The sequence below is a fragment of the Streptomyces sp. NPDC091387 genome (assembly GCF_044756945.1).
Lineage (GTDB): Bacteria > Actinomycetota > Actinomycetes > Streptomycetales > Streptomycetaceae > Streptomyces.
The window spans coordinates 195,813-221,844 of the sequence record NZ_JBIVTZ010000002.1; the positions used below are offsets into that span (position 1 = coordinate 195,813).

Annotated in this window: 29 protein-coding genes; 16 read left to right on the forward strand and 13 right to left on the reverse strand. The window is 71.2% G+C overall.

Annotated features, from left to right (window positions below):
• Nucleotides 1–62 precede the first annotated feature (62 nt).
• Nucleotides 63–446, reverse strand: coding sequence for an ATP-binding protein (locus tag ACIQM0_RS05165; protein ID WP_401283681.1), 384 nt, complete (start codon nucleotides 444–446; stop codon nucleotides 63–65).
• Nucleotides 447–733: 287 nt separating this feature from the next.
• Nucleotides 734–1,678, reverse strand: coding sequence for a hypothetical protein (locus ACIQM0_RS05170; RefSeq protein WP_363031474.1), 945 nt, complete (start codon nucleotides 1,676–1,678; stop codon nucleotides 734–736).
• 35 nt (nucleotides 1,679–1,713) lie between these two features.
• Between ACIQM0_RS05170 and dapE the strand changes: the two genes are divergently transcribed.
• Nucleotides 1,714–2,793: a succinyl-diaminopimelate desuccinylase gene (dapE, locus tag ACIQM0_RS05175; protein WP_363031473.1), complete on the forward strand. Its 1,080-nt coding sequence runs from the start codon at nucleotides 1,714–1,716 to the stop codon at nucleotides 2,791–2,793.
• A 96-nt stretch (nucleotides 2,794–2,889) separates the two neighbouring features.
• Nucleotides 2,890–3,639, forward strand: a complete 750-nt coding sequence (locus ACIQM0_RS05180; protein WP_363031472.1) for a TIGR00730 family Rossman fold protein — start codon at nucleotides 2,890–2,892, stop codon at nucleotides 3,637–3,639.
• A gap of 84 nt (nucleotides 3,640–3,723) precedes the next feature.
• Here ACIQM0_RS05180 and folP read toward each other — a convergent pair whose 3' ends face one another.
• The gene (folP, locus tag ACIQM0_RS05185; protein ID WP_401283683.1) at nucleotides 3,724–4,596 is read right to left on the reverse strand and encodes a dihydropteroate synthase; all 873 of its coding nucleotides are present in this window, start codon (nucleotides 4,594–4,596) and stop codon (nucleotides 3,724–3,726) included.
• Between the two features lie 196 nt (nucleotides 4,597–4,792).
• Here folP and ACIQM0_RS05190 point away from each other — a divergent pair, with 196 nt between their 5' ends.
• Nucleotides 4,793–5,260, forward strand: a complete 468-nt coding sequence (locus ACIQM0_RS05190; RefSeq protein ID WP_401283685.1) for a hypothetical protein — start codon at nucleotides 4,793–4,795, stop codon at nucleotides 5,258–5,260.
• Nucleotides 5,257–5,844, forward strand: coding sequence for a DNA-3-methyladenine glycosylase I (locus ACIQM0_RS05195; protein ID WP_401283687.1), 588 nt, complete (start codon nucleotides 5,257–5,259; stop codon nucleotides 5,842–5,844). Before ACIQM0_RS05190 ends, ACIQM0_RS05195 begins: the two co-directional genes overlap by 4 nt.
• A gap of 25 nt (nucleotides 5,845–5,869) precedes the next feature.
• Here ACIQM0_RS05195 and ACIQM0_RS05200 read toward each other — a convergent pair whose 3' ends face one another.
• Nucleotides 5,870–6,673 (reverse strand): enoyl-CoA hydratase/isomerase family protein, encoded by an 804-nt coding sequence (locus tag ACIQM0_RS05200; RefSeq protein ID WP_401283689.1) that lies wholly within the window; start codon nucleotides 6,671–6,673, stop codon nucleotides 5,870–5,872.
• A gap of 313 nt (nucleotides 6,674–6,986) precedes the next feature.
• Here ACIQM0_RS05200 and ACIQM0_RS05205 point away from each other — a divergent pair, with 313 nt between their 5' ends.
• Nucleotides 6,987–7,154, forward strand: a complete 168-nt coding sequence (locus tag ACIQM0_RS05205) for a DUF3117 domain-containing protein (protein ID WP_003966491.1) — start codon at nucleotides 6,987–6,989, stop codon at nucleotides 7,152–7,154.
• 157 nt (nucleotides 7,155–7,311) lie between these two features.
• Here ACIQM0_RS05205 and ACIQM0_RS05210 read toward each other — a convergent pair whose 3' ends face one another.
• Nucleotides 7,312–7,977, reverse strand: a complete 666-nt coding sequence (locus ACIQM0_RS05210; RefSeq protein WP_123523731.1) for an O-methyltransferase — start codon at nucleotides 7,975–7,977, stop codon at nucleotides 7,312–7,314.
• 181 nt (nucleotides 7,978–8,158) lie between these two features.
• Here ACIQM0_RS05210 and sigE point away from each other — a divergent pair, with 181 nt between their 5' ends.
• The 5 genes from sigE to ACIQM0_RS05235 all read left to right on the forward strand — a co-directional run bounded on the left by sigE (nucleotide 8,159) and on the right by ACIQM0_RS05235 (nucleotide 13,113).
• A complete protein-coding gene (gene sigE, locus ACIQM0_RS05215; protein ID WP_401283691.1) occupies nucleotides 8,159–8,920 on the forward strand; it encodes an RNA polymerase sigma factor SigE in 762 nt (253 codons plus the stop codon).
• Nucleotides 8,917–9,903, forward strand: a complete 987-nt coding sequence (locus tag ACIQM0_RS05220; protein ID WP_401283693.1) for a zf-HC2 domain-containing protein — start codon at nucleotides 8,917–8,919, stop codon at nucleotides 9,901–9,903. The genes sigE and ACIQM0_RS05220 overlap by 4 nt, the downstream gene beginning before the upstream one ends.
• Before the next feature lie 110 nt (nucleotides 9,904–10,013).
• Nucleotides 10,014–11,759: a S1C family serine protease gene (locus ACIQM0_RS05225; RefSeq protein ID WP_401283694.1), complete on the forward strand. Its 1,746-nt coding sequence runs from the start codon at nucleotides 10,014–10,016 to the stop codon at nucleotides 11,757–11,759.
• Nucleotides 11,760–11,858: 99 nt separating this feature from the next.
• A complete protein-coding gene (locus ACIQM0_RS05230; RefSeq protein WP_401283696.1) occupies nucleotides 11,859–12,335 on the forward strand; it encodes a sec-independent translocase in 477 nt (158 codons plus the stop codon).
• A gap of 118 nt (nucleotides 12,336–12,453) precedes the next feature.
• Complete coding sequence (locus ACIQM0_RS05235; RefSeq protein WP_401283698.1) at nucleotides 12,454–13,113, forward strand: hypothetical protein; 660 nt, start codon at nucleotides 12,454–12,456, stop codon at nucleotides 13,111–13,113.
• 51 nt (nucleotides 13,114–13,164) lie between these two features.
• On the opposite strand, the gene ACIQM0_RS05240 is transcribed toward ACIQM0_RS05235, so the two are convergent.
• From ACIQM0_RS05240 to ACIQM0_RS05250, 3 genes are read right to left on the reverse strand one after another with little or no spacing between them, the layout of a single operon-like run.
• Nucleotides 13,165–14,298, reverse strand: coding sequence for an Mrp/NBP35 family ATP-binding protein (locus ACIQM0_RS05240; protein ID WP_401283699.1), 1,134 nt, complete (start codon nucleotides 14,296–14,298; stop codon nucleotides 13,165–13,167).
• A gap of 44 nt (nucleotides 14,299–14,342) precedes the next feature.
• Complete coding sequence (locus ACIQM0_RS05245; RefSeq protein ID WP_385350905.1) at nucleotides 14,343–14,897, reverse strand: DUF1003 domain-containing protein; 555 nt, start codon at nucleotides 14,895–14,897, stop codon at nucleotides 14,343–14,345.
• Entirely contained in the window at nucleotides 14,887–16,161 is a 1,275-nt protein-coding gene (locus ACIQM0_RS05250) for a magnesium transporter MgtE N-terminal domain-containing protein (protein ID WP_363031084.1), read from the reverse strand. Before ACIQM0_RS05250 ends, ACIQM0_RS05245 begins: the two co-directional genes overlap by 11 nt.
• A 204-nt stretch (nucleotides 16,162–16,365) precedes the next feature.
• On the opposite strand from ACIQM0_RS05250, the gene ACIQM0_RS05255 reads away from it, so the two are divergent.
• Complete coding sequence (locus tag ACIQM0_RS05255) at nucleotides 16,366–17,136, forward strand: hypothetical protein (RefSeq protein ID WP_401283701.1); 771 nt, start codon at nucleotides 16,366–16,368, stop codon at nucleotides 17,134–17,136.
• 12 nt (nucleotides 17,137–17,148) lie between these two features.
• On the opposite strand, the gene ACIQM0_RS05260 is transcribed toward ACIQM0_RS05255, so the two are convergent.
• Nucleotides 17,149–17,667, reverse strand: a complete 519-nt coding sequence (locus tag ACIQM0_RS05260) for a hypothetical protein (protein WP_401283703.1) — start codon at nucleotides 17,665–17,667, stop codon at nucleotides 17,149–17,151.
• Nucleotides 17,668–17,713: 46 nt separating this feature from the next.
• Nucleotides 17,714–18,835 carry a magnesium and cobalt transport protein CorA gene (locus ACIQM0_RS05265; RefSeq protein ID WP_385040011.1) on the reverse strand — a complete coding sequence of 374 codons (1,122 nt, stop codon included), beginning with the start codon at nucleotides 18,833–18,835 and terminating at the stop codon, nucleotides 17,714–17,716.
• A 411-nt stretch (nucleotides 18,836–19,246) separates the two neighbouring features.
• On the opposite strand from ACIQM0_RS05265, the gene ACIQM0_RS05270 reads away from it, so the two are divergent.
• Nucleotides 19,247–19,831, forward strand: a complete 585-nt coding sequence (locus ACIQM0_RS05270) for a suppressor of fused domain protein (RefSeq protein WP_401283705.1) — start codon at nucleotides 19,247–19,249, stop codon at nucleotides 19,829–19,831.
• Between the two features lie 136 nt (nucleotides 19,832–19,967).
• Here the strand turns inward: ACIQM0_RS05270 and ACIQM0_RS05275 are convergent, their stop codons facing one another.
• Entirely contained in the window at nucleotides 19,968–21,200 is a 1,233-nt protein-coding gene (locus tag ACIQM0_RS05275; RefSeq protein WP_401283707.1) for an MFS transporter, read from the reverse strand.
• A gap of 157 nt (nucleotides 21,201–21,357) precedes the next feature.
• Here ACIQM0_RS05275 and ACIQM0_RS05280 point away from each other — a divergent pair, with 157 nt between their 5' ends.
• The 3 genes from ACIQM0_RS05280 (at nucleotide 21,358) to ACIQM0_RS05290 (ending at nucleotide 23,735) form a co-directional block, all read left to right on the forward strand.
• A complete protein-coding gene (locus ACIQM0_RS05280) occupies nucleotides 21,358–22,002 on the forward strand; it encodes a DUF6758 family protein (RefSeq protein ID WP_385040001.1) in 645 nt (214 codons plus the stop codon).
• Between the two features lie 98 nt (nucleotides 22,003–22,100).
• Entirely contained in the window at nucleotides 22,101–22,967 is an 867-nt protein-coding gene (locus ACIQM0_RS05285; RefSeq protein WP_363031077.1) for a PHP domain-containing protein, read from the forward strand.
• Nucleotides 22,968–23,129: 162 nt separating this feature from the next.
• Nucleotides 23,130–23,735 carry a MarC family protein gene (locus tag ACIQM0_RS05290; protein ID WP_385039995.1) on the forward strand — a complete coding sequence of 202 codons (606 nt, stop codon included), beginning with the start codon at nucleotides 23,130–23,132 and terminating at the stop codon, nucleotides 23,733–23,735.
• A gap of 74 nt (nucleotides 23,736–23,809) precedes the next feature.
• Here ACIQM0_RS05290 and ACIQM0_RS05295 read toward each other — a convergent pair whose 3' ends face one another.
• Nucleotides 23,810–23,962 (reverse strand): hypothetical protein, encoded by a 153-nt coding sequence (locus ACIQM0_RS05295; RefSeq protein ID WP_185092201.1) that lies wholly within the window; start codon nucleotides 23,960–23,962, stop codon nucleotides 23,810–23,812.
• A gap of 221 nt (nucleotides 23,963–24,183) precedes the next feature.
• Here ACIQM0_RS05295 and ACIQM0_RS05300 point away from each other — a divergent pair, with 221 nt between their 5' ends.
• The gene (locus tag ACIQM0_RS05300) at nucleotides 24,184–25,071 is read left to right on the forward strand and encodes an NYN domain-containing protein (RefSeq protein ID WP_401283709.1); all 888 of its coding nucleotides are present in this window, start codon (nucleotides 24,184–24,186) and stop codon (nucleotides 25,069–25,071) included.
• Nucleotides 25,072–25,102: 31 nt separating this feature from the next.
• Here the strand turns inward: ACIQM0_RS05300 and ACIQM0_RS05305 are convergent, their stop codons facing one another.
• Nucleotides 25,103–25,951, reverse strand: a complete 849-nt coding sequence (locus ACIQM0_RS05305) for an alpha/beta fold hydrolase (RefSeq protein WP_401283711.1) — start codon at nucleotides 25,949–25,951, stop codon at nucleotides 25,103–25,105.
• Nucleotides 25,952–26,032: the final 81 nt, after the last annotated feature.

The following is a 26,032-nucleotide window of genomic DNA, read 5'->3' on the forward strand; positions in this document are numbered from 1 at the left end:
CCGAGGGCCTCGGGAGTGCGCACTCCCGAGGCCCTCGGCCGTTTCCGCTGCCGTGGTGCGGCTCAGCCGATCGGCAGGCCCAGGCCGTCGGTGGGCAGGCCGCCCTTGGTGGCGTCGCCGAGGGCGCCGGTCGCCCCGCCGGACGTCACCTTGCCGACGGTCTTGGTGGCGGCGGGGGCGGCCTTGCCGGCCGTCTCGCCGAGGGTCTTGCTCGCCACCGGCAGCGTGGTCCCGACGACCTTGCCGCCGGTCTCGGCGCCCTGCTTGGACACGCCGTCGACCGTCTTGCCGAGACCGGCGCCGTCGAGGCTGGTGAGACCGCCGAGCTCCGGGGCCTGTGCGAGCTCCGCGGCACCCGCGGCGCCGGCCGCACCGACCACGGGGGCCGCACTCGCCGCGATCAGCAGCGCGGTACGGACGATCCGACGGGTCAGGGGGAGGGACATGATGCTCCTTCGACGGGCTGGGAAATCTGTCTGTCCGTGGGCCGGACGCCATGACAACCGTCGTGGGGGCGGGGGAGGTTGCGGTGAACCGACGTAAAGAGTCGGTAATGCGTCAGATAATCCGCAACGGAGGAACCCGGACGGACATCGCATTTCCCAATGCCTCGATGAACCGTCACTTCCCTGTGGCCGCAAGGAAATTGGGTCATTCCTGAGGTGCCGCGCGAACCCCTGTGCGGAGGCCTTCCGGAGAATGCCCGGACCCCCTGTACGGGGGACCGGGCGCACTAACGCACGAAGCGCATACGGACCTCTGTCGTGCCCGATTTCTTGCTTTCCGTCCGCCAGCCCGATGCGGCGCCCCACACCCGGCCCGCGTACGCGACCTCGTCTATGCCCAGCACCTCGGACTGCGCGACCGCCCAGTGCGCGAGCTCCCAGCCGTGCTGCGGAACGCCGCCCTCCCCGGACGCGCCGCCCGAAGGCACCGGCACCGAGAGCGAACCCTGAGCCGTCGCGCCCGCCGTCGGGGTCCGGCTCTCCGCCGCGTCCACCGCCGGCAGCGCGTCCTTGCCGAAGGAACGGGTCAGCGCGGCCCGGACCTTCGAGACATCGCCGGTCCCGGCCGTGGACCGCGGCGGCGAACAGTTCAGCGCGGCCGGCGTCCGGCCGGTCAGCACGGCCGCCAGGAGTGCGGCGTCCGGCTCGTGCTTCGCGTACGCCTGCGGGAAACCGCTGCGCTGCACGCGCTGCGCGGCCACGGTCAGCGGCAGCCGCGAGTAGCCGGGCACCTCGGCCAGGTGCTGGTAGAACTTCCCGGCCGAGTACACCGGGTCCAGGATCTGCTTCCCGGTGCCCCAGCCCTGCGAGGGACGCTGCTGGAACAGCCCCAGGGAGTCCCGGTCGCCGTGGTTGATGTTGCGCAGCCCGGACTCCTGGAGAGCGGTCGCCAGCGCGATGGTCACCGCGCGCTCCGGCATCCCGCGCGTGGTGCCGACGGCCGAGATCGTCGCGGCGTTCGCCGCCTGCTCCGGACTCAGCCGGTAGGTGCGCCCCTCACCGGACGAACCGTCCGCGGAGCGCACGGTGCACTGATCGGAGCTCCTGTCGCCCGACAGGTACTGAGCGGTCAGATATCCGCCCAGGGCCACGAGCACGCCGAAGGCGGCCGCGACGCGCAGGCGGCGGCTGCGGCCGGTGTGTCGGCGGGCGGAGGATTCGGTCCGGGGCACGGGGCCACCGTACGCGAGGCACTAGGGTCGTAGCCATGGCCGAAAGCACCCTTGACCTCACACTGGACGGACCCGCGCTCACCGCCCGGCTCGTCGACTTCCCTTCGGTCAGCGGGGAGGAGAAGGACCTCGCGGACGCCGTCGAAACGGCGCTGCGCACCCTCCCGCACCTGACCGTCGACCGGCACGGCAACAACGTCGTCGCCAGGACGAACCTCGGCCGCGCCGAGCGCGTCGTGCTCGCCGGGCACATCGACACCGTGCCGATCGCCGACAACGTCCCGTCCCGGCTCGACGCCGACGGACTGCTGTGGGGCTGCGGGACCTCCGACATGAAGTCGGGCGTCGCCGTCCAGCTGAGGATCGCCGCGACGGTGCCCGAGCCCAACCGCGACCTCACGTTCGTCTTCTACGACAACGAAGAGGTCGCCGCGCACCTCAACGGCCTCGGACACATCGCCGAGGCCCACCCCGACTGGCTGGCGGCCGACTTCGCCGTCCTCCTGGAGGGCTCCAACGGTGAGGTCGAGGGCGGCTGCCAGGGCACGCTGCGCGTCCTCCTCCGTACGGAGGGCGAGCGGGCCCACTCCGCGCGCAGCTGGATGGGGGCCAACGCCATCCACGGCGCCGCCCCGATCCTCGCCCGGCTCGCCGCGTACGAGCCGCGCAAGCCGGTGATCGACGGACTCGAGTTCCACGAGGGCCTCAACGCCGTACGGATCGAGGGCGGCGTCGCCAACAACGTCATCCCCGACGCCTGCACCGTCGTCGTCAACTACCGCTACGCCCCGGACCTGGGCCCCGACGAGGCCCTGGCCCACGTCCACGAGGTCTTCGCCGGCTGCGGCGTCGCCGAATTCACCGTCGACGACCACTCCGGCGCGGCCATGCCCGGCCTCTCCCACCCGGCGGCCAAGGCGTTCATGGACGCGGTCGGCGGCACCGCCCGGCCCAAGTTCGGCTGGACGGACGTGTCGCGGTTCGGCTCGCTCGGCGTTCCCGCGGTGAACTACGGCCCCGGCGATCCGATCCTCGCCCACAAGCGCAACGAGCATGTGGCGGTCGAGCGGATCACCCACTGCGAGGAGCGCCTCCGCTCCTGGCTCACGACCTGACCTCCGGCATTCCCCTGCCCGTAACCTCCGGCGATCTACGCTGGCCTGAGACAGGGCGCCGCAGGGCGGCTCTGACGTCGTCGGAGGGAGCAGGTCATGGGCAACCCCGAGGGAGAACGGATTCCCGAGGAACAGCGACTCGGCCCGGTGCTGCGCCGCAGGGAGCAGGTGCAGCCCGGCACCACCGATCAGCGGCTGCTGGACTCCGAGGGTGACTCGGAGTGGGTGCACACCGACCCGTGGCGGGTGATGCGCATCCAGTCGGAGTTCGTCGAGGGGTTCGGCGCGCTGGCCGAGCTGCCGAGCGCCATCAGCGTCTTCGGTTCGGCCCGCACACCGGCCGACGCACCGGAGTACGAGGCGGGCGTGCAGCTGGGCAGGGCGCTGGTCGAGGCGGGCTTCGCGGTGATCACCGGCGGCGGACCCGGAGCGATGGAGGCCGCGAACAAGGGGGCACGGGAGGCGAAGGGGGTCTCGGTCGGCCTGGGCATCGAGCTGCCCTTCGAGTCCGGCCTCAACCCGCACGTCGACATCGGCGTCAACTTCCGCTACTTCTTCGTGCGCAAGACGATGTTCGTGAAGTACGCGCAGGGCTTCGTCGTACTGCCCGGCGGACTCGGAACGCTGGACGAGCTCTTCGAGGCGCTCACCCTCGTCCAGACGGGGAAGGTCACGCGCTTCCCGATCGTGCTGTTCGGCACGGCGTACTGGGGCGGCCTGGTCGACTGGCTGCGGGACACGGTGATCGCGCAGGGCAAGGCGTCCGCGAAGGATCTGCTGCTGTTCCACGTCACGGACGACGTGGACGAGGCCGTGGCCCTGGTGACCAAGGAGGTCGGCCGCTGAACCCCGGCCTCGCCGGAGTGTGAGGCGAGGGGCCGGGGCCTCGGTCACGGGACGGGGGGCGGGGAACCCGCGCCCCGTCCCCGGTTACGCCAGTCCGCGCCGCGCCACGGCCGGCGCCCGGTGCCCGGCGATGGTCGCCACCATGTCCAGGACGTCGCGCGTCTCCGCCACCTCGTGCACCCGGTACACCCGCGCCCCCAGCCACGCGGACACGGCGGTCGTCGCCAACGTGCCGATCAGCCGTTCCTTCACCGGGCGGTCGAGCGTCTCGCCCACGAAGTCCTTGTTGGACAGCGAGACCAGCACCGGCCAGCCCGTCTCCGCCATCTCGCCGAGCCGGCGCGTCGCCTCCAGCGAGTGGCGGGTGTTCTTCCCGAAGTCGTGACCCGGGTCGATCATGATGCCGTCCGGCCGGACCCCCAGTTCGACGGCCCGCTCGGCCAGTCCCACGGTCACCCGCAGGATGTCGGCCATCACGTCCTCGTACCCGATCCGGTGCGGCCGGGTCCGCGGCTCCGCGCCGCCCGCGTGCGTGCACACCAGTCCCGCCCCGTACCGCGCGGCGACCTCCGCGAGCTTCGGGTCGACGCCGCCCCACGCGTCGTTCAGCAGGTCGGCGCCGGCCTCGCAGACCGCCTCGCCGACGTCGTGGCGCCAGGTGTCGACGCTGATCACCACGTCCGGGTGGCGCCGGCGCACCTCGGCGACGAAGCCGACGGTCCGGCGGGCCTCCTCCTCGGCGGTGACCTCTTCGCCGGGCCCCGCCTTCACCCCGCCGATGTCGATGATCGCGGCACCGTCCGCCACCGCCTGCTCGACGCGGGAGAGCGCCGGCTCGTCACGGAAGGTCGCGCCCTGGTCGTAGAAGGAGTCCGGGGTGCGGTTCACGATCGCCATGATCACCGGCTCGTGCGCACCGAACTCGCGCCGCCCCAGCCTGAGCGCACCGCTTCGCATCCCGTGTCTCTCCCTGTGCGTCCCCTCGGCAGATCACCTGCCGAGTCCGACTGCGACCCTAGTGCCTCACCCGGCACGGTCCGCCCCTCGCGCCGTCCGGCACGCAGGGGGCGAACCTCGCCGGGTGGGGCACTCGCTGTCAGTGCCGCATGGCACGATCGGACCCGGACGAAATTCCGCTCCCGGGGAGATGCGCGTGTTCTGGTTCTTGCTGCTCGCGATGGTGGTGGTGGTTGCCGCGGTCACCCTCGTGGTGGTCGGCGGAGGGAGGAGCGCCATCCTTCAGGACGTGGCGCCCGAGCAGCTGACGGATCCGCTGCCCGCGACGCGTCCGGTCGGCCGTGCGGATGTCGAGGCGCTCCGGCTGCCCGTCACCGCCCGCGGCTACCGGATGACGGATGTCGACGAGGCGCTGGGCCGGCTCGGGGCCGAACTCGCCGAGCGGGACGCGCGGATCGCGGAGCTTGAGTCGGCGCTCGCCGGCGCACAGGCCACCAGGGCGGGCCGCCCCGACCTCCTCAAGGAGCCCCAGGGCCGGCCTCAGGCGCCCTGGGACCGGCCTCAGGCGCCCTGGGAGGGCCCCGGGCAGTCGGCGCCGTGGCAGGCGGCTGAGGAGCAGTCACCGGGGAGCACGCCCCGGCCGGACGAGGAGGACGGGCGATGAGCGGCGGCGCCGAAGCCGCGGCGGACGGCGGCCTGCGCTGCCCGTGGGGCCTGTCCACCGAGGACTACCTCGCCTACCACGACACGGAATGGGGCCGCCCGGTCCACGGCGACGACGCACTCTTCGAGCGGCTGTGCCTGGAGGCGTTCCAGTCCGGGCTGTCCTGGCTGACGATCCTGCGCCGCCGGGAAGGCTTCCGCGGAGCGTTCGCCGGCTTCAGCATCCCCGCCGTGGCGAAGTTCACCGACGCGGACCGGGAGCGGCTGCTCGCCGACGTGGGCATCATCCGCAACCGCGCGAAGATCGACGCGACCATGGCCAACGCCAAGGTGCTGGCCGGCTGGCGGAGCGGTGAGCTGGACGAGCTGATCTGGTCGTACGCCCCGGACCCGGCCACCCGGCCCGCCCCCCGCACCCTCGGGGACGTGCCGGCGGTGACCGCGGAGTCCACGGCGCTGTCCAAGGACCTCAAGAAGCGCGGACTGCGCTTCATCGGCCCCACCACCGCCTACGCCCTGATGCAGGCGTGCGGGCTGGTCGACGACCATCTCGCCGACTGCGTGGCACGCGGCACAGAGGCGTAGCGCCGGGCGCGTCCGGGAGCAGGCCCTACCGCCCCAGGTACTTGGGCCGCTCCTTGTCGAGGAAGGCCTGCACCGCGATCGCGTGGTCCTGCGACGCGCCCGCCCGCGTCTGGAGTTCGTCCTCCTTCTTCAGCGCCTCCTCGAGGGTGCGACCGGCCCCGTACGCGAGGGACTCCTTGAGCGCCGCGTAGGCCACCGTCGGGCCGTCCGCCAGCGCGCGGGCCACCGCGGCGGCCTCGGCGGCGAGATCGGCGCCGGGTACCAGTTTGTTCACGATCCCCAGCTCATGGGCGTCCGCCGCGGAGATCGAGCGCGGGAAGAGCAGCAGGTCCGCGGCGCGGCTCCGGCCGATCAGCCGGGGCAGCGTCCAGGAGACGCCCGAGTCGGCCGTGAGCGCGACCCCGGCGAACGAGGTGTTGAACGACGCGGTGTCGGCGGCCACCCGGTAGTCGCAGGCCAGGGCGAACCCGAACCCGGCGCCTGCCGCGACCCCGTTGATCCCGGCGACAACGGGCTTCGGCATCCCGGTGATGGCCCGCACGATGGGGTTGTAGTGCTCCTGCACGGTGCTGAGCGCGTTGCCGCCGTCCTGCTCACGGGCTTCCGCCAGTTTGGCGACGTGCTCCTTGAGGTCCTGGCCGACACAGAAGGCGCGTCCGCCGGCCGCGGTGAGCAGCACCGCCCGCACGGCGGGATCGGCGGCGGCCGACGTCAGGGCGTCACGCAGCGCCACCTTGGTCGCGGTGTTCACCGCGTTCATCGCGTCGGGGCGGTTGATCGTGATCGTCGCGAGCCCGTCGGTCACTTCGCAGAGCACGGCGTCGGCCATGTGGGGTCCCCTTTTGTGCCTCGTCCAAAGTCTGTCGAGGCAAGCATGGCCGACTTCGGCGAAGGCGAACATGTGACCTGCGTCTAACAATTCCGCCCCGATGGAGGGGTATGGGGGACGGAGTATCGCAGTCGGTTCGCCGAATTGGGTGGTTTTGAGCGAGCGCGTTGCGCAAGCGATGCAGAGCGATGTTGGTCATCGGGGTCTCTGATGCGGGATAATGGCCTGGAAGCAATGTGTTCGATGCCGGTGAGGCAGCGCCTGTCATGGGGCCGCCGGTTGCGATGAGCTGGTTTCAGGAAGGGGAACGAGCATGGCGGCCATGAAGCCGCGGACGGGCGACGGCCCGCTCGAGGTGACAAAGGAGGGGCGGGGCATCGTCATGCGCGTTCCGCTCGAAGGCGGCGGTCGGCTTGTCGTGGAGCTGACTCCGGACGAGGCCGATGCGCTGGGCGATGCCCTCAAGAAGGTCGTCGGCTGACGCAGAGGCGCCCACACTTCACTACTGCCCGGCACGGATTCCGTGCCGGGCAGTAGTGCGTTCGGTGACAGGTCCCGGAACAGGATTCGGTGACGAGTGACGAGTGATGTGTGACACGTGATGCTTCGGGAAGCGCGTGACGGCCGGGGGAGGCGGGTCAGCCGCGCCGTACCGCGCAGAGCAGACCGTCGCCCACCGGCAGCAGCGTCGCCATCAGCTCCTGGCTCTCGCGGACCGCGCGCAGCAGTTCGCGCAGGCGCAGCACCTCCGCGGGCTGGGGCGCGGAGTCGACCGTACGGCCGTCCGCGAAGACGCCCTCGAAGCACACCAGGCCGCCAGGACGCAGCAGGCGCAACGATTCGGCGAGGCAGTCGAGGCTCTCCATCCGGTCGCCGTCGCAGAAGACGAGGTCGTATCCGCCGTCCGCCAGCCGGGGCAGCACGTCCAGGGCGCGGCCGGGGATGAAGCGGGCCCGGTTGGCGGCGAAGCCGGCCGCCCGGAAGGCCTCGCGGGCGAACTGCTGGCGCTCGGGCTCCGGGTCGACCGTGGTCAGCACCCCGTCGGGCCGCATGCCGTGCAGCAGATAGATGCCGGACACGCCCGTACCTGTGCCGATTTCGGCGACCGCCTTGGCGTCCGTCGTGGCAGCGAGCAGGCGCAGCGCTGCGCCGGTGCCTGGTGACACCGAGCGGAGTCCCGCGTCCCGGGCCCGGTCCCGGGCCCAGCGCAGTGCTTCGTCCTCGGCGACAAAGGCGTCGGCGAACGCCCAGCTCGTCTGCCGGTTGGCTGTGATGGCCCTCTCCTGTCCCCGTAGTTGGCGCAACGGTGACTGTATCCGCTGCACCCGGGAACCCGCAGATGGGACCGGGCGTTATGAAGGGACAGGGGAAAGCCCATGGATCGGGCCCGCGGATCGGGACCGGAATCATGGGCAGGCGGTTCCCGGGGCTGTCCCCGGCCCCAGCAGGAAAAAGGCTTATCCGGAGCTAACGGGCGAGGTGGCTATGGTAGGGGCTCCACTGGACACCACCAGAGCCGACAGGGGAGGTGCGGCTGCGCCTGTGGATCGGGGAGGAGTGCTGTGGCGCTTTCTCAGGTCGGCGGGTGAGCCGAAATCCGTGACCAACACCGCTGACCGTTCTTCCAACGACTCCGCAACGACTGCGACCTTCGCCTCGGATGCGCACTCCCAGGCGTGGACGCCGCCCTCATGGGAAGAGATCGTCAGCACGCACAGCGGTCGTGTCTACCGCCTTGCCTACCGACTGACGGGAAACCAGCACGACGCCGAGGACCTCACTCAGGAGGTCTTCGTCCGGGTCTTCCGTTCGCTGTCGACCTATACGCCCGGCACCTTCGAGGGCTGGCTGCACCGCATCACGACCAACCTGTTCCTGGACATGGTCCGTCGTAAGCAGCGGATCCGCTTCGACTCCCTGGGTGACGACGCGGCCGAGCGCCTCCCGAGCCGCGAGCCGTCGCCGCAGCAGGTGTTCAACGACACCCACTTCGACGCGGACGTCCAGCAGGCGCTGGACACCCTTGCGCCCGAATTCCGGGCCGCGGTCGTGCTCTGTGACATCGAGGGTCTCTCGTACGAGGAGATCGCCGCGACACTCGGCGTGAAGCTCGGCACCGTACGCAGCCGTATCCACCGCGGGCGCTCGCACCTGCGCAAGGCGCTGCAGCACCGTTCGCCCGAGGCCCGTGCCGAGCAGCGCTTGCTGACCGGTGTCCTCGCGGCAGGGGAGGGCGGAGCGTCGTGAGTGGCACAGGACCGACCTCCGCGGAACAGCACCTGGGGGACCGGCTCGCCGCGCTTGTCGACGGTGAGCTCAAACACGACGCCCGTGACCGGGTGCTCGCCCACCTCGCGACCTGCGCCAAGTGCAAGGCCGAGGCTGCCGCCCAGCGGCGACTGAAGAGTGTCTTCGCCCAGTCGGCCCCGCCCTCTCCCTCCGAGGGCTTCCTTGCCCGCTTGCAGGGCCTTCCCGGCGGCCCGGGTGGTGACGACGACAGTCGGGGAAGACCGCTCGGCGGCTCAGGCCGTTTCGGTGACGGGATCTTCCCCGTGATGCAGCCTCCCGGCAGCCGGGCGGATTCGCCCGTCGGCCGCTCTCCGCTGGACGGTTTCGGCTACCTCCCGACCGTGCACGGTTCGGCGGCGGCCCTTCCGGTCGGCCCGGCCCGGCCGGCGTTCCGGATTCACGAGGTCAGCCGCGAGGCCGACCGTTCGCCGTGGCGGGGCCGCAGGTTCGCGTTCGCCGCCGCCAGCGCCGTCTCCCTGGCCGCCATCGCCCTGGGCGGTGCCCTCCCGACGGACGCCGGCCCCGATTCCCTGGCCCGAGCCGACGGCTCGGGCAGCAGCGTGACACCGCTGGACGCCGACGCGCGTGCGGAGAGCGGCGTCAGCGTCAGCCGCCGAGGCGGTGGCCACGGCGCGCTCGCGGCGCCCGGTATCGGCGACCGCCCGGTGTCCCTCGCCATGAACGCCGCGCCGTTGGCGTTCTCCTCCGCATCCCCCCTGCTCGGCGCAGGCAGCCTCACCGGAAGCCGGTACGCGCTGCCCGTCCAGACCAATGTGTCCGCGCCTTCGCTGATACGTCCCGGCAGCACCAGCCCGCTGTTCGCCCAGGCTCTTGGCAGCGGACTTTCCACGGCTTCCCCGGAGCCGTCCCGGACCCCCACGTCGGCCGCCGGACTGCCGGTTCCCGCCAACCACGGACTGCCGCTCCTGCCTCGCCGCTGACGCGGGTCCGCGCAGGGCATACGTAAACCTGGTTGAATTCCGACAGGATTCCGGGAGGGACGCCCCCTGCGGGGCGTGCAGAGGCCAGTTGTGGCAGTTGCGGGGAGAGCATGGACGACGGGAAGCCCACCGAGCCGAAGGCGAAGTGGTGGAGCCGGCCCACGGCGGGGCGCAGCGCGAGCACAGCGCCTCAGGAGCCGTCGCCCGTCGAGGACGCGGTGCCCCTGGTGGACGCGCCCGGTGCGAGCGACGGGGCGGAACCGGAGGAGTCCGTGGCGGCCGAGGTCGTGCCGCGGGCCCCGCAGCCGCTCCACGAGCCCGACCAGTACAGCACCCCGCCCTACGGCGGCCCCGGTCCCTGGGCACCCGCGCCCCCCGTGCAGCGGCCCGTCCCGACACCGCCGCACGGCACCCCCGTACCGCCGCCCTACGCGGGGACGAACGGCGCGGGCACGAACGGCGCGGGCATCACGACGGCCTCCGCGCCGCCCCCCGCCCCGTCGGCCGCCTTCCCGCCCCCGGCCCCCGCCCCGCTGCCACAGCAGCCCCAGGGCGGGCAGCAGCCCCACCAGCCGCAGCCGCAGCCGCAATCGCAGCCGCAGCCCCAACACCCCCAGCCCCAGCCACAGTCCCAGCAGCCGCAGCCCCCGTCGCCGCAGTGGCTCCAGTACGACCCCTGGGGCGCGCCCCGGCAGCCCCTGATCACCAACCCCGGCCCCCCGCCCGGCTCCGACGGCGGCCGGCCGAGGAACAGGCGCGGGTCCGTTCTCGTCGGCGCGCTGCTCCTCGCCCTGGTGGCGGGCGGCATCGGCGGCGGGATCGGCGCGTACATAGAGCGCAACGGCGGCCTCACCCAGGTCGAACTGCCCCAGGACGAACGGAACGGCGGCGGCCGCGCCCCCGACAGCGTCGCCGGTATCGCGGCCAGCGCGCTGCCCAGCGTGGTCACCCTCCACGTCAGCGGCAGCAGCGAATCCGGCACCGGCACCGGCTTCGTCCTCGACAACAAGGGGCACATCCTCACCAACAACCACGTCGTCGCCCCGGCCGGTTCGTCCGGCGACATCACCGTGACGTTCAGCGGCGGCGAGACGGCGAGCGCCGAGGTCGTCGGCAAGGACAGCGGCTACGACCTGGCCGTGGTCAAGGTCAGCGGTGTCTCGGGACTCAAGCCGCTGCCCCTCGGCAACTCCGACAACGTGCAGGTGGGTGATCCGGTGGTGGCCATCGGGGCGCCGTTCGACCTTTCCAACACGGTCACCTCCGGCATCATCAGCGCCAAGGACCGGCCGATCACCGCGGGCGGCGAGAAGGGCGACGGCAGCGACGTCAGTTACGTAGACGCGCTGCAGACCGACGCCCCGATCAACCCGGGCAACTCCGGCGGCCCGCTGGTCGACACCGACGCACACGTCATCGGGATCAACAGCGCCATCCGCGCCGCGGACAGCGGCTCGACCACCGGGGGCGGCCAGGCCGGTTCCATAGGCCTCGGCTTCGCCATCCCGATCAACCAGGGCAAGCGCGTCGCGGAGGAGCTGATCAACACCGGGAAGGCCACTCACCCGGTGATCGGCGTCACGCTCGACATGAAGTACACCGGTGACGGAGCCAAGGTCGGGCAGAAGGACGCCGTCGGCAAGTCCTCCGTCACGCCGGACGGTCCCGGTGCCAAGGCCGGGATCGAACCCGGTGACGTCATCACCGAGGTGGACGGGCAGCGGGTGCACAGCGGCGAGGAGCTGATCGTGAAGATCCGCGCGCACCGGCCGGGTGACCGGCTGGACCTCAGGCTGACCCGTGGTGGTAAAGACCTGTCCATGACTTTGACGCTCGGCTCGGCAACGGGCACGTGACGGCCACGGGAAGCTACCGCGCGGACTGTCCCGGCGGGTACCGTGGGCCGGGTCGAGACCTCATCCGACCTGGTCGCGGAGAACACGAGGAGCCGCAAGGTGTTCAATGACATAGGCCCACTCGAGCTGCTGACGCTCGTGATCATTGGCGTGCTCGTCTTCGGTCCGGAGAAGCTGCCCAAGGTCATCCAGGACGCCTCGCGCTTCATCCGCAAGATCCGTGAGTTCTCGGAGAGCGCCAAGGAGGACATCCGCACGGAGCTCGGCCCGGAGTTCAAGGACTTCGATTTCGAGGACCTCAACCCCAAGACGTTCGTCCGCAAGCAGCTCATGGACGGCAACGACGATCTGGGGCTGAAGGAGATCCGGGAGAGCTTCGACCTGCGCAAGGAGGTCGCCGAGGTCACCGATGCGGTCAATGGCCGCGAGACCTCGTCGGTGGAGGCGAAGAGCGGCGTGTCGGGCGGCTCCGCGATCACGGCGGCGAACGGCTCCGCGGGCGCTCCCGACCTGCTCAAGAAGCGTGAACAGCCCGCGAAGGACAACCACCCGCCGTTCGACGCAGACGCCACCTGACACCCGTCAATCCCGACTCGTCCGGACGGTATGGCTATTCTCCATCTGTCCGGTTGTGAGGACGCCCGAGGGGGGCGGGCCGCTCCGGACCCTACGGATCTAGGAGGCGGCCGGACAGATGGAGACAACGAGTCGGGTGGGCGCGGATGGTGCGCCGGACGCAGGCACGGCGGAGGGGGTGCCGACGGCCCGGCTCACGGTCGACGGCTATCTGCGGGCGCCGTTCCCCTGGTACGGACTTGACGAGGCCTTCACCGGGCCGCGCTGGCTGATGCAGGTGGGCACCGCCGCGGACGGCACGGTGCAGCACGGCTCCACCGGCCACGGTGAAGAGCCCTCGGTCCGCAGTGACGCGGCCGAGGACAGACAGAGATTCGCGGTCGTCGTGACCGTGGCCAGCAGCCCCGTGCGGCGCAGCGGCGACGGCACGGGCGTCCTGGACGCGACGACGGTCTCCTCCGCGGCCTGGCTGGCCGGCTCGGGCCTGCTGGCCTACACCTGGCCCGCGCAGATGGACCACACGCTGCGGGACGACTGGCTGGACCAGCAGACGGAGACGGCTTTCGAGCTGGCCGACGATCTGGACGGCCCCGCGTGGTCGGCGCTGTCGCTGCCGGTCGACGGTGTGCCGGTGGCCTTCCACTACCGCGAGTCCGAGTTCGGCTGGGTGCTGGCCGGGTCGGCGCACGGCGGGGTGCACATCGGGGCGTACGGGCGCGGCATGAGCGCGTACGGGCTGGGCTTCTCGGCAATCGGCGACATCACGTCGTACGCGTAGCCGTGGGCGGGCCGGGGGCTTCGCCCCCGGCCCGCCGCGTTCCGGCCGCGGTCAGAACTTGTTGCGCGGGGTGATACCCAGGGACATGCCCGAAAGGCCGCGCTGACGGCCGCTCAGCTTGTCCGCGATGGAGCGCAGGGCCTTGCCCGCCGGGGAGTCCGGGTCGGACAGGACGACCGGCTTGCCCTCGTCGCCGCCCTCGCGCAGCCGCAGGTCGATCGGGATGGAGCCGAGCACCGGCACCTCGGCGCCGACCGTCCTCGTCAGCCCCTCGGCGACCCGGGCGCCGCCGCCCGAGCCGAACACGTCGACCATCTCGTCGCAGTGCGGGCACGGCATGCCCGACATGTTCTCGACGACGCCGACGATCTTCTGATGGGTCTGTACGGCGATCGAGCCGGCCCGCTCGGCCACCTCGGCCGCGGCCTGCTGCGGGGTCGTGACGACCAGGATCTCCGCGTTCGGCACCAGCTGGGCCACGGAGATCGCGATGTCACCTGTGCCCGGCGGCAGGTCGAGCAGCAGGACGTCCAGGTCGCCCCAGTACACATCCGCGAGGAACTGCTGGAGCGCGCGGTGCAGCATCGGCCCGCGCCACACCACGGGGGCGTTGCCCGGGGTGAACATGCCGATGGAGATGACCTTCACGCCGTGCGCGGACGGCGGCATGATCATGTTCTCGACCTGGGTCGGCTTGCCGTCCGCGCCGAGCATCCGGGGCACGCTGTGCCCGTAGATGTCCGCGTCCACGACGCCGACCTTGAGGCCGTCGGCGGCCATGGCGGCCGCGAGGTTCACGGTCACCGACGACTTGCCGACGCCTCCCTTGCCGGAGGCGACCGCGTACACGCGGGTCAGCGAGCCGGGCTGGGCGAACGGCACCTCGCGCTCCGCCGTGCCGCCGCGCAGCGACGACGCCAGCTCCTTGCGCTGCTCGTCGCTCATCACGTCGAGCGTGACCTCTACCCGTGACACTCCTTCGACGCGGGCCACCGCGTCGGTCACGTTCTTGGTGATCGTCTCGCGCATCGGACAGCCGGAAACGGTGAGATACACCGTGACAGCGACTACACCGTCAGGATCGATCTCGACCGATTTCACCATGCCCAGCTCGGTGATCGGGCGGTGGATCTCCGGGTCGTTCACTGTCGCCAGTGCCTCAAGCACCGCGTCTTCCGTAGCCATACAGACGATGTTACGGCGCTCGGCACTACGCGCGGGTGGCCCCGTCAGCGGTCTTCGTCACTCTCGGCCCCGGACAGTGCCCTGCGGTCGTCCAGGTCCCTCACCAGGTCCTCCAGTTCGGAGCGGATCCAGTCGCGGGTGGCGACCTCCCCGAGGCCCATCCGCAGCGCCGCGATCTCCCTGGTCAGGTACTCGGTGTCGGCGATGGAGCGCTCGTTCTGGGCGCGGTCCTGCTCGTGGGTGACCCGGTCGCGGTCGTCCTGCCGGTTCTGCGCGAGCAGGATCAGCGGGGCCGCGTACGAGGCCTGGAGGGACAGCATCAGGGTCAGGAAGATGAACGGGTACTCGTCGAACCGGAGCTTCTCCGGCGCGAAGATGTTCCACACCACCCACAGGATGATGATCAGCGTCATCCAGACGATGAACCGCCCGGTCCCCAGGAACCGCGCGATCCGCTCCGAGAACCGGCCGAACGCCTCGGGGTCGTACTCCGGCAGCAGCCGCCGCCTCGGGTCCTTCGGCTGGTCGAGCCGGGTCCTGGGGGTACGGGTCAGGGCCGTCGAGCCGTGCGACGCCCTGGAGCGGTCCTCACCGGCCACGGAGCACCCCCTCGCGGCCGTGGAAGTCGGTCTCCCGCCAGTCGTCGGGCAGCAGGTGGTCGAGCACGTCGTCGACGGTCACCGCGCCGAGCAGGGAGCCGCTCTCGTCCACCACGGGCACCGAGACCAGGTTGTACGCCGCCAGGTAGCTGGTCACCACCGACAGCGGGGTGCCCGGTGTCAGCGCCACCAGTTCGCTGTCGACGATCGAGCTGACCAGGGTGAACGGCGGGTCCCGCAGCAGCCGCTGGAAATGCACCGTGCCCAGGTACTTGCCCGTGGGGGTCTCGTCCGGCGACCGGCACACGTACACCTGGGCGGCGAGCGCCGGGGACAGGTCCGACTGGCGGACCCGGGCGAGCGCGTCGGCCACCGTCGCGTCCGGGCGCAGGATGATCGGCTCAGTGGTCATGAGACCGCCCGCGGTCCGCTCCTCGTACGACATGAGGCGCCGCACGTCGGCCGCGTCGTCCGGGCGCATCAGCGTCAGCAGCCGCTCCTTGTCCGCCTCGGGCAGCTCGGACAGCAGGTCGGCCGCGTCGTCGGGGTCCATCGCCTCCAGGACGTCCGCCGCGCGCTCCTCCTGGAGCTTGCCGATGATCTCCACCTGGTCGTCCTCCGGCAACTCCTCCAGGACGTCGGCGAGCCGGTCGTCGTCGAGCGCGGCGGCGACCTCCGCCCGCCGCTTCGGGGAGAGGTGGTGCAGCGCGTTGGCCACATCGGTCGGGCGCAGCTTCTCGAACGTGGCGACCAGTGACTCCGCGCCCTGTCCGTGCTCCTCCAGTGAGAAGCCGCTGACCGCCGACCACTCGACCGTCAGGGTCTCGCCCTTGCGGCGCAGCGCCCCGCCCCTGCCCTTGCGGACGAAGTACTTGTCGATCTCCCAGTCGCGGCGGGCCGGCAGCTGCTGGATCGCGACGTCGAGGATGGTGACCTCCTCGCCGGTCTCCACCAGGCTGACCCGCCGGTCCAGGAACTCGCCGAGCACCAGGCGTTCGGTGGGCCGCTGTTCGAAGCGCCGCATGTTGACCACGCCGGTGGTGATCACCTGTCCCGACTCGATGCCCGTCACCCGCGTCATCGGGAGGAAGATCCGGCGCCGGCTCACCACCTCGACGACGATGCCGAGCAGCCGGGGCGGTCGGCCGCCGATCCGGAGCATCGCGACCAGGTCGCGGACGCGGCCCACCTGGTCGCCGTTCGGGTCGAAGACCGGCACCCCGGAGAGGTGCGAGACGAAGACCCGGGGTGTTCCTGCTGCCATGTCTGCGCCTCCTCCTTCGCCGCCGGCTTACGCATCCGGTCTGTTCTGACATTTATTGCACCGTTATGACGGGATCAGGCTAGCCCGTACCGCTGCGGGCCGCCCCGGAGAGCTGTCGTCACGACTCTCTGCCGAGAGGCGTAGGCCGCACGGGTACGCTGCCGTCTGCCACCCCCCGCCATGAAGATGAGAGGCAGTGCGCCTGTGACCTCTTTTGTCCCGCCCGTCCGGGCCCGCCGCCGGACCGCCGCCCTCGCCGTCGTGCTCTGCGCGGGGCTGACCGCGGCCCTGACCGCGTGCGCGGGCGAGGACCCGGACGAGGGGACCAACGGCGTCGGCAGACTGGCCGCACCGGAGATCGAGCAGAAGGCGCGGACCGCGGCGGACTCCTCCGGCACGGTCCGGCTGGCCGGCACCCTGGTCAGCAAGGGCGGCACGTACAAACTCAACATGCGGCTCAAGGACAAGGGCGGGGCGGGCTCCGTCACGTCCGGGAAGAGCACGTTCGAGCTGCTCCGGATCGGGGACGTGCTCTACCTCAAGGCGGGCGCCGACTTCTGGAACCACGACACGAAGGGCGCCGGCGAGGCGAGCGACGCGGACGGGGCGGCGGCGGACAAGCTGGACGCCAAGTACGTGAAGGTCCCCGAGGACGACCCCACGTACAAGCAGCTGCGCGGATTCACCGACAAGAAGGTGCTGCTCGGCGGGCTGCTCACGCTCCACGGCGAGGTCGGCAAGGGTGACCGCGACGAGGTCGGCGGGGTACGCACCATCCGCATCACCGGCGGCGAGGGCGAGGGCGGCGCGCTCGACGTGTCCCTGGAGGGCAAGCCGTATCCGCTGCGCTTCGCACGGGGCGGCGGCGGGGGCACCGTCACGCTCGCGGACTGGGGCAAGGACTTCGCGCTGAAGGCCCCGGCCGAGGGCGACACGGTCGACTACGGGCAGCAGCTGCCCAAGTCCTCGTCGTAGGGCCGGGGCCGGCTACCGCTTCCTGAGCGAGCGCTTCAGCAGGCTCGGCAGCCCGGCCGGTACCGGCATCCGGGTGGTCGCGGTGGTCGGCAGCGGCGCCGCCGCCCCCGAGTCCGTCGGCAGGTCCGTACGGGAGTCCAGGGGCGTGAGCCGCAGGATCCGGCACTCGCGCGCCCAGCGGCCGGTCATCCGCTCGGCGTCCGGTGCGTTCAGGCGCTTGCCCCTGAGCTCGGCGACCGCGGCCTCCCACTCCTCGGAGTGCGGCGCGAGCTGGGCCACGGAGGCCGTCCAGGCGACGAGCCGGCCGCCCTTGTCCTTGCTGCGGACGGTCACCTCCGCGGTGGCGCCGTCCGTGAGGCCGGCGGGGAGCGGCTGCTCGCCGGGACCGTCCCCGACGAAGAGCGCCGCACCCTCGTGCCACACGTGCCACAGCGCCCGCGCGGGCCCGGTGCCGCGCACCCAGACCAGGCCCGACTTCTTGGTGGCCTCCTCGACGAGGGCCGGTCCGAGCAGCGTGTCAGCAGCAGTCATGCCGCAGAGCTTACGACCTGGTGCGGACCGGCCCCGTTCCCGGCGGTCAGAGCCAGCCGTTGCGCTTGAGCATGCGGTGGATGGAGAAGCAGACCACCCCGATGAAGCCCAGCACCATGGGATAGCCGTACGTCCAGCGCAGCTCCGGCATGTGCTTGAAGTTCATGCCGTAGACCCCGCAGATCATCGTCGGCACGGCGATGATCGCCGCCCAGGACGTGATCTTGCGCATGTCCTCGTTCTGCGCGACGGTCGCCTGCGCCAGATTGGCCTGGAGGATGGAGTTCAGCAGCTCGTCGAAGCCGATGACCTCTTCCTGCACCCGGACGAGGTGGTCCGCGACGTCCCGGAAGTACTTCTGGATGTCCGGGTCGATGAGCCGCATCGGCCGCTCGCTGAGCAGCTGCATCGGGCGCAGCAGCGGCGAGACGGCCCGCTTGAACTCCAGCACCTCGCGCTTCAGCTGGTAGATCCGGCCCGCGTCCGAACCGCGCGGGCCGCCCTTGTCCGGGGTGGAGAAGACCTCGATCTCCACCTCGTCGATGTCCTCCTGCACCGCGCCCGCCACCGCGATGTACCCGTCGACGACATGGTCGGCGATGGAGTGCAGGACGGCCGACGGCCCTTTGGCGAGCAGCTCGGGGTCGTCCTGGAGCCGGTGGCGCAGCGCGCGCAGCGAGCCGTGGCCGCCGTGCCGCACGGTGATGACGAAGTCCCGGCCGGTGAAGCACATCACCTCACCGGTCTCCACGACCTCGCTGGTCGCGGTCAGCTCGGCGTGCTCGACGTAGTGGATGGTCTTGAAGACGGTGAACAGGGTGTCGTCGTACCGCTCCAGCTTCGGCCGCTGGTGGGCGTGCACGGCGTCCTCCACGGCCAGCGGGTGCAGCCCGAACTCCCGGGCGATACCGGCGAATTCCTCCTCGGTCGGCTCGTGGAGGCCGATCCAGGCGAAGCCGCCGTTCTCCCGTACCCGGAGCATCGCCTCGTGCGGCGTACGGCAGGTGCCGTCCACTTCCGCGAGGCGACGTCCGTCGCGGTAGACCGCGCAGTCGACGACCGCGCTGGAGGCGGACGGGTCACGGGTGGCGTCGTAAGTGCTGTGCAGGGTGTTGGTCTTGCGCAGGGACGGGCGCACCACAGCGCGCAGGTCACGGATCATCGACATGGCTGGCTCCTTCACGGAGGGCCGTCGGCGAGGGCGTGGAACAGCCCGGAATGGGGACGTGGGCTCACGTCCGCAAAGCGGGCGGCACCGCGGCGGCGCGATGACGGCGTTCGCTACAGACAGGCAAAAAAGGAGTGCTCTTCCGTCGTGCGAAAGGCCATGGGCCTTGACCGGGAAGGCGTCAGATCACAGAAGAAAGGTGTCGAGCGGAAGAGCGGTTGGTACTGCACGGTCGACTTGGATCCACCGCAGCCCCACCTCCTCCGGTCGGTCCCCCGTGGGGGACGACGTTGCGTCGGGACTTGAGAGCAACGCTTCTGCGTGCTGTCCCGACCGGCGGGCCCAGGCTATCAGTCGGCACAGGGCCAATCTCTTACTTTGCCCGTTCCATACGCGTCCTATGCTCGCCGCATGGCAGAAATTCTTGCTCTGGTCGAGGCCCGTCTGCGCACGGCCCTGGGTGAACCGGACGCACGCGCGGCAGTGACGTTCCTCGGCACGGACCGGATCGAGGTGCTCAGGTTCATCGACGGCGACGTCGTGAGGTACGCCACGCTCGGCATGTCCGCGCAGCCGATGGCCGACCCGACCGACTCCCTCGCCGACCCCGTGAAGGGGCCGCGGGCCGAGCTGGTCCTCTCGGTGCGGGCCGGCCTCGCCGACACCGACCAGGTGCTGCGCAAGCTCGCCGTCCTGGCCGCGTCGCCGCAGGTGGAAGGGTTGATCGTGACGCCGGGCGCCTCGCTGGACCTCGGCGAACCGCTGTGGCCGGGGGCGCCGTTCAGCTCGGTGCTCGTCGCCGAGTCCGGGGGGCTGGTCGAGGACCTGGAGATGGACGCGCCCATGGAGGCGGTGCGGTTCCTGCCGCTGCTGCCGATGACGCACAACGAGGCGGCCTGGAAGCGGGTCAGGGGCGCGCAGGAACTCCAGGAGCGGTGGCTGTCCCTGGGGACGGACCTGCGCGACCCGCTGCGCGCCTCGGTGGCCCTGGACTGACGCCGGTGAGACGAGCGTCTCACGGTGTGGCCCCGGACCCGCGCCGGTGAGACGTGCCGAACAGCCGGAAGCCCCGCCGCGCGGCGAGGAGGGAGCCGCGGGCGGGGCGGTGTGCGGGGCGTCCGGTCCGGTCGCCTCAGTTGGCGAAGACCGTGACACCGTCCTCGGTGGCGTGCTTCGGTTCCAGCTCCTGCGCGTCGTGGGTCAGTGCCGAGCGCCGTACCCAGATGACGATCGCGCCGATGACCGCGGCGACGGCGGCGATCACGAACGGGATGTGGATGTTGCTCCACTCCTCGATCTTCGGGGCCAGGAAGGGCGCGGCGGCCGCGGCGAACCAGCGGACGAAGTTGTATCCGGCGCTGGCCACCGGGCGCGGTGCGTCGGACACCCCGAGTGCCAGCTCCGTGTAGACGGTGTTGTTCATGCCGATGAAGGCGCCGGAGACGATCGTGCAGACGATGGCCGCGGTGTGGTTGCCGTAGCCGAGGACCACCAGGTCGGCGGCGAGAAGCACCAGTGAGCCACCCACCACCTTGAGCGAGCCGAAGCGCTTCTGCAGCCTCGGCGCGACGAGCACGGAGAAGACCGCGAGCAGCAGGCCCCAGGCGAAGAAGACGGCGCCGGACTTGTACGGCGACATGTTCAGCACGAACGGCGTGAACGCCAGGATCGTGAAGAACGCGTAGTTGTAGAAGAACGCCGAGGTGGCGACGGAGGCCAGCCCGCCGTGGCCGAGCGCCTTGATCGGGTCGAGCAGCGATGTCTTCCGGGCCGGCCTGGGCTGTTCCTTGAGGAACGCCGTGATGCAGACGAAGCCGATCGCCATCAGCGCGGCCGTGCCGAAGAACGGGTAGCGCCAGCTGGCGTCACCGAGCAGGGCGCCGAGCAGCGGCCCGCAGGCCATGCCGAGGCCGAGCGCCGACTCGTACAGCAGGATCGCCGCCGAGCTGCCGCCCGCCGCCGCGCCGACGATCACGGCGAGCGCGGTCGACACGAAGAGGGCGTTGCCCAGGCCCCAGCCGGCCCGGAAGCCGACGAGTTCGGCGACGGAGGACGAGGTGCCGGAGAGCGCGGCGAAGACCACGACGAGCGCCAGTCCGGCCAGCAGCGTCTTGCGCCCGCCGATGCGGCTGGAGACGAAACCGGTGACCAGCATCGCGACGGCGGTGATCAGGAAGTAGGAGGTGAAGAGCAGGGACACCTGGCTCGGCGTCGCCTCGAGTCCCTTGGCGATGGACGGCAGAATCGGGTCCACCAGGCCGATTCCCATGAACGCGACAACAGAGGCGCCCGCTGTGGCCCAGACGGCCTTCGGCTGGCGCAGGACGCTGACCGTTCCTTGATCGAACGGATCCTCTCCCCGCATGGGTCTACTCACTCTCCACTAGATCGGTGTGTTATGCACAGAATAAGTTAGAGAAGCTAATAAATGCAAGTTACATCTAAATCTCCTGGTGGGAGCCACGCTGCGGAAGGGTGATCGTCCTTGACGCGGCGACGGCCGGGGAGGACGGTGGGTCGGTATGAGGGGCGAACCCAGTTGCCCGAAGTGCGGAGGCCGGGTCAAGGCGCCCGGTTTCTTCGACGACACCTGGCAGTGCGACGCGCACGGCAGCGTGCAGCCGATGCAGCCGGTGATCCCGCCCAGCGTCGAGGCGCTCGGTGTGGTGGTGCACCGTGCCCGGGTGCCGGTGTGGATGCCCTGGCCGCTCCCGGTGGGCTGGCTCTTCACCGGTGTGGCGTGCGCGGGCGACGACCGCGGCGGCGGCCGGGCCACCGCCGTCGCCTGCTCCGGACCGGGGCCGCTCGGCGGCATCGGTGAGCTGCTGCTCGTCGCGGAGGAGCTCGGCGTCGGACTCGGTGCGCGGTACGCGGGCGTCGACGGCCCCGACCCCGGCCCGTATCTGCGGGTGGACGGGCCGCCGGACGTCAAGGTGCTCGCCGCCGGACGCCCGACCCCGCTCTGGCACGTGAAGGACGCCCCCGACGACCGGGCGGTCTTCGCGGGCGAGGCCTGCGGCCTGTGGCTCTGGGCGGTCGTCTGGCCCGAGCAGTCGGGACTCCTGATGTACGACGAGCTGGTGCTGACCGATCTGCGCGACGCCGGGGGAGAGGTCGACCTCGTGCCCTGCGGTGCGCTCACGCCCCGGCTGCTGGGCGGGCCCTGAACGGCTGCCGGATCACCTCCGGCCGGGTCCGGAATCCACCCGTCCGCCGGTTATCCTTGGGCGTCCCCCATCCGCCCGCGAGCACTGGAGTCCGCGTCGTGCGCATCGACCTGCACACCCACTCCACCGCGTCGGACGGTACGGACACCCCCGCCGAGCTGGTCCGCAACGCCGCCGCCGCGGGCCTGGACGTCGTCGCCCTCACCGACCACGACACGGTCCGCGGACACGCGGAGGCGCTCGCGGCCCTGCCCGAGGGCCTCACCCTGGTCACCGGCGCGGAACTGTCCTGCCGGCTCGACGGCGTGGGCCTGCACATGCTGGCGTACCTCTTCGACCCGGACGAACCCGAGCTGGCGCGCGAGCGCGAACTGGTGCGCGACGACCGGGTCCCGCGCGCCAAGGCCATGGTGCGCAAGCTCCAGGAGCTGGGCGTGCCCGTCGAGTGGGAGCAGGTCGCGCGGATCGCCGGGGACGGATCGGTCGGGCGGCCGCACATCGCCACCGCACTGGTCGAACTCGGCGTCGTCCCGACCGTCTCCGACGCCTTCACCCCGCAGTGGCTCGCCGACGGCGGCCGCGCCCACGCCGAGAAGCACGAGCTCGACCCGTTCGACGCGGTCCGGCTGGTCAAGGCCGCCGGCGGCGTCACCGTCCTCGCCCACCCCGCCGCCGTCAAACGCGGCAACGTGGTCCCCGAGTCCGCGATCGCCGAGCTGACCGCCGCGGGGCTCGACGGCATCGAGACCGACCACATGGACCACGACGAGCCGACCAGGGCCGCACTGCGCGGGCTCGCCCGTGAGCTGGGGCTGCTGACCACCGGGTCGAGCGACTACCACGGCAGCCGCAAGACCGTACGGCTCGGCGAGAACGTCACCGACCCCGAGATCTACGGCGAGATCACCCGGCGCGCCACGGGAGCCTTCCCGGTGCCGGGAGCCGGCGGACCGCTCACCCCGTAACGGCCCACGCGCCACGCCTCCACCCGGCCGCGCCGCAGCGCGACGCCGCCCGTTCCACCCCCGCGCACCGCTCTGCCGCGGCTGCCGTCAGGACCCTCCGGCGGACGCCGGTCCGGTGCGCCGCCCCAGCCGAATTCCCGCTCTCTCTCCGCAAGGCTCACTGTGTTCGACGTCGCTGTCTTCGGATCCCTTTTTCTCACGCTTTTTGTGATTATGGATCCGCCCGGAATCACCCCGATCTTCCTGGCCCTCACCGCCGGCCGCCCCGCCAAGATGCAGCGCCGAATGGCACTGCAGGCGGTCTCCGTCGCCTTCGGCGTGATCGCCGTCTTCGGGCTGCTCGGCCAGCAGATCCTGGACTACCTGCACGTCTCCGTACCCGCGCTGATGATCGCGGGCGGACTGCTCCTGCTGCTGATCGCGCTGGATCTGCTGACCGGCAAGACCGACGAGCCGACGCAGACGAAGGACGTCAACGTGGCGCTCGTCCCCCTGGGCATGCCCCTGCTCGCCGGTCCCGGCGCGATCGTCTCGGTGATCCTCGCCGTGCAGCACGCCGACAGCGTGGGGAGCCAGGTCTCGGTCTGGACGGCGATCGTCGCCATGCACATCGTGCTCTGGCTGACCATGCGTTACTCGCTGCTGATCATCCGGGTCATCAAGGACGGCGGCGTCGTGCTGGTCACCAGACTGGCCGGGATGATGCTCTCCGCCATCGCCGTGCAGCAGATCATCAACGGTGTCACCCAGGTCATCCAGAACGCCTGACCCGCCCCGCGCACCACAGCGCCCCCGCACGGTCCATCCGTGCGGGGGCGCTTCGTCTTTATGTCCGTGACGCGTTACGAAGCCGAGTTGTCGGCCGGGCGGATATAGATGCGCTGGCCCAATGCGGCGGCCTGCTGCACGATCCGGTTGACGGAGGCGGCGTCCACGACGGTGCTGTCCACGGCGGTACCGTCGACATCGTCGAGTCGCATGATCTCGAAGCGCATATGGCTTCCCTTCGTCTGATCCTCCTGCTGGAGAACTACTGGGAGGACGGGTGACCCGTCCGCAAGGATGAGGAGCGCCAGGCTGTACGTCTCGCGCCCCACGAGGTGTACAACGGCTTGCCTCCTGCAATCATTCCCTACGCTAAGGAAATTTTTTGGATGTCTAAGTACCAGCAGGTAACCGAGCATGCGCGGACGACGACATCCGCGACGAGGCCCGTATGAACGAGGCAGAGATCGGTGAGCGCCTGGACCGCACCAACGAACTGCTCCAGCGCGTGCTCGCCGAGGTGTCGAAGACCCCCTCGACCCACGCGATCTTCGTGGACGCGGGCTATGTGTACGCCGCGGCCGGACTGCTCGTCACCGGCACCGAGGACCGGCGCTCCTTCGACCTCGACTCGGAGGGGCTGATCGAGGCCTTCATCGACAAGGCCCGCACGATCTTCGCGGACAGCAGACTCCTGCGCGTGTACTGGTACGACGGGGCCAGGCGCCGGATCCACACCGTCGAGCAGCAGTCCATCGCGGAACTCCCCGACGTCAAGGTCAGACTCGGCAACCTCAACGCCAACAACCAGCAGAAGGGCGTCGATTCACTCATCCGCACCGACCTCGAATCCCTCGCCCGCCACCGCGCCATCAGCGACGCCGCGCTCGTCGGCGGCGACGAGGACCTGGTGTCGGCCGTCGAGGCCGCACAGGGGTACGGGGCCCGCGTCCACCTGTGGGGCATCGAGGCCGGGGAGGGCCGCAACCAGGCCGAACCGCTGCTCTGGGAGGTCGACAGCCAGCGCACCTTCGACCTCGACTTCTGCCGCCCCTATGTGACCAGACGTCCCGTCACCACCTACGAGGACGACTCACCGGCGCCCTCGCGCGACGACGTCCGCTTCGTCGGTACGCAGATCGCCGCGACCTGGCTCTCCGCCCGCGGCCGCGACTCCCTGGCCGATCTGCTCCCCGGGCACCCGTATCTGCCGGGCTCCGTCGACCAGGACCTGCTGGTGGAGGCCGAACGCCTGCTCCAGTACTCGTTGCGCGGCCACGCCCATCTGCGGCGGGCGCTGCGCGACGGTTTCTGGCAGCACCTCCAGTCGCAGTACTGACCCCGCCACCGTCAACGGTTGCCGGCGCCGCCTACAGGCTGTCCCAGAAGGAGACCAGCGCGGCCGCCGTCGGCTCCGGCCGGTCCGTGTTGGGGGAGTGCTCCGCGCCCTCGATCCGGGTCCGGTGGGCGCCCAGCCGGTGCGCCATCCCGTCGAGCACCGGCACCGGCCAGGCTTCGTCGCGCTCACCGGAGATCACGTGGACCGGCAGTCCGGTGGCGGCGACCTCGGCCACCCGGTCGGGCTCGGTGGCCAGCCGGCGGCCGGTGGCGATCAGCTGGGCGGGCGTGTGGCGCATCCAGCGCCGCCGCAGGTCCTCGCCGCCGCCCGTGTCGGCCTCCGCGGGCGGGTCGAAGGCGCGCATGGCCTCCCAGACCCGGTCCATGCTCATGGTCGCGAGGGCGTCACCCAGGATCTTCAGCCTGACCTGCTGGGCCTCGACGACCTCGGCCGGCCCGGAGGACATCAGGGTCAGCGACCGGAACGGTGCCGGGTCGAGGATCGCCGCAGCGCGTGCGATCAGCCCGCCGAGCGAGTGCCCGAGCAGGTGGACCGCGCCGTCACCGAGACCGAGCGCGGCTGTCTGCGCGAGGGCGTCACGCGCCAACTCATCCAGTGCGTAAGCCTCTTGGCGGTCCGGCCCGTCGGTCTCGTACTGCCCGCGCCCGTCGACGGCGACGGCGCGGTAGCCGGCGTCGGCGAGCGGTTCCAGCAGCGCGATGAAGTCCTCCTTGCTGCCGGTGAAGCCGGGCAGCAGGAGAGCGGTGCCGCGCCGGGCGGTACGCGGGGAGGCGTCCAGCACGGCGAAGTCCCCGCGCGAGGTGTGCAGCGTACGGGCACGGGCGCAGGGGGGCGGGGTGAAGGTCGGTGGCCGGCTCATGGGACGAGGTTACGACGTACTCCGCCACGCCCCTGTCCGGCGGCGCATGACCGCTCCCGTGCCGTGAAACGCCCGACGGGC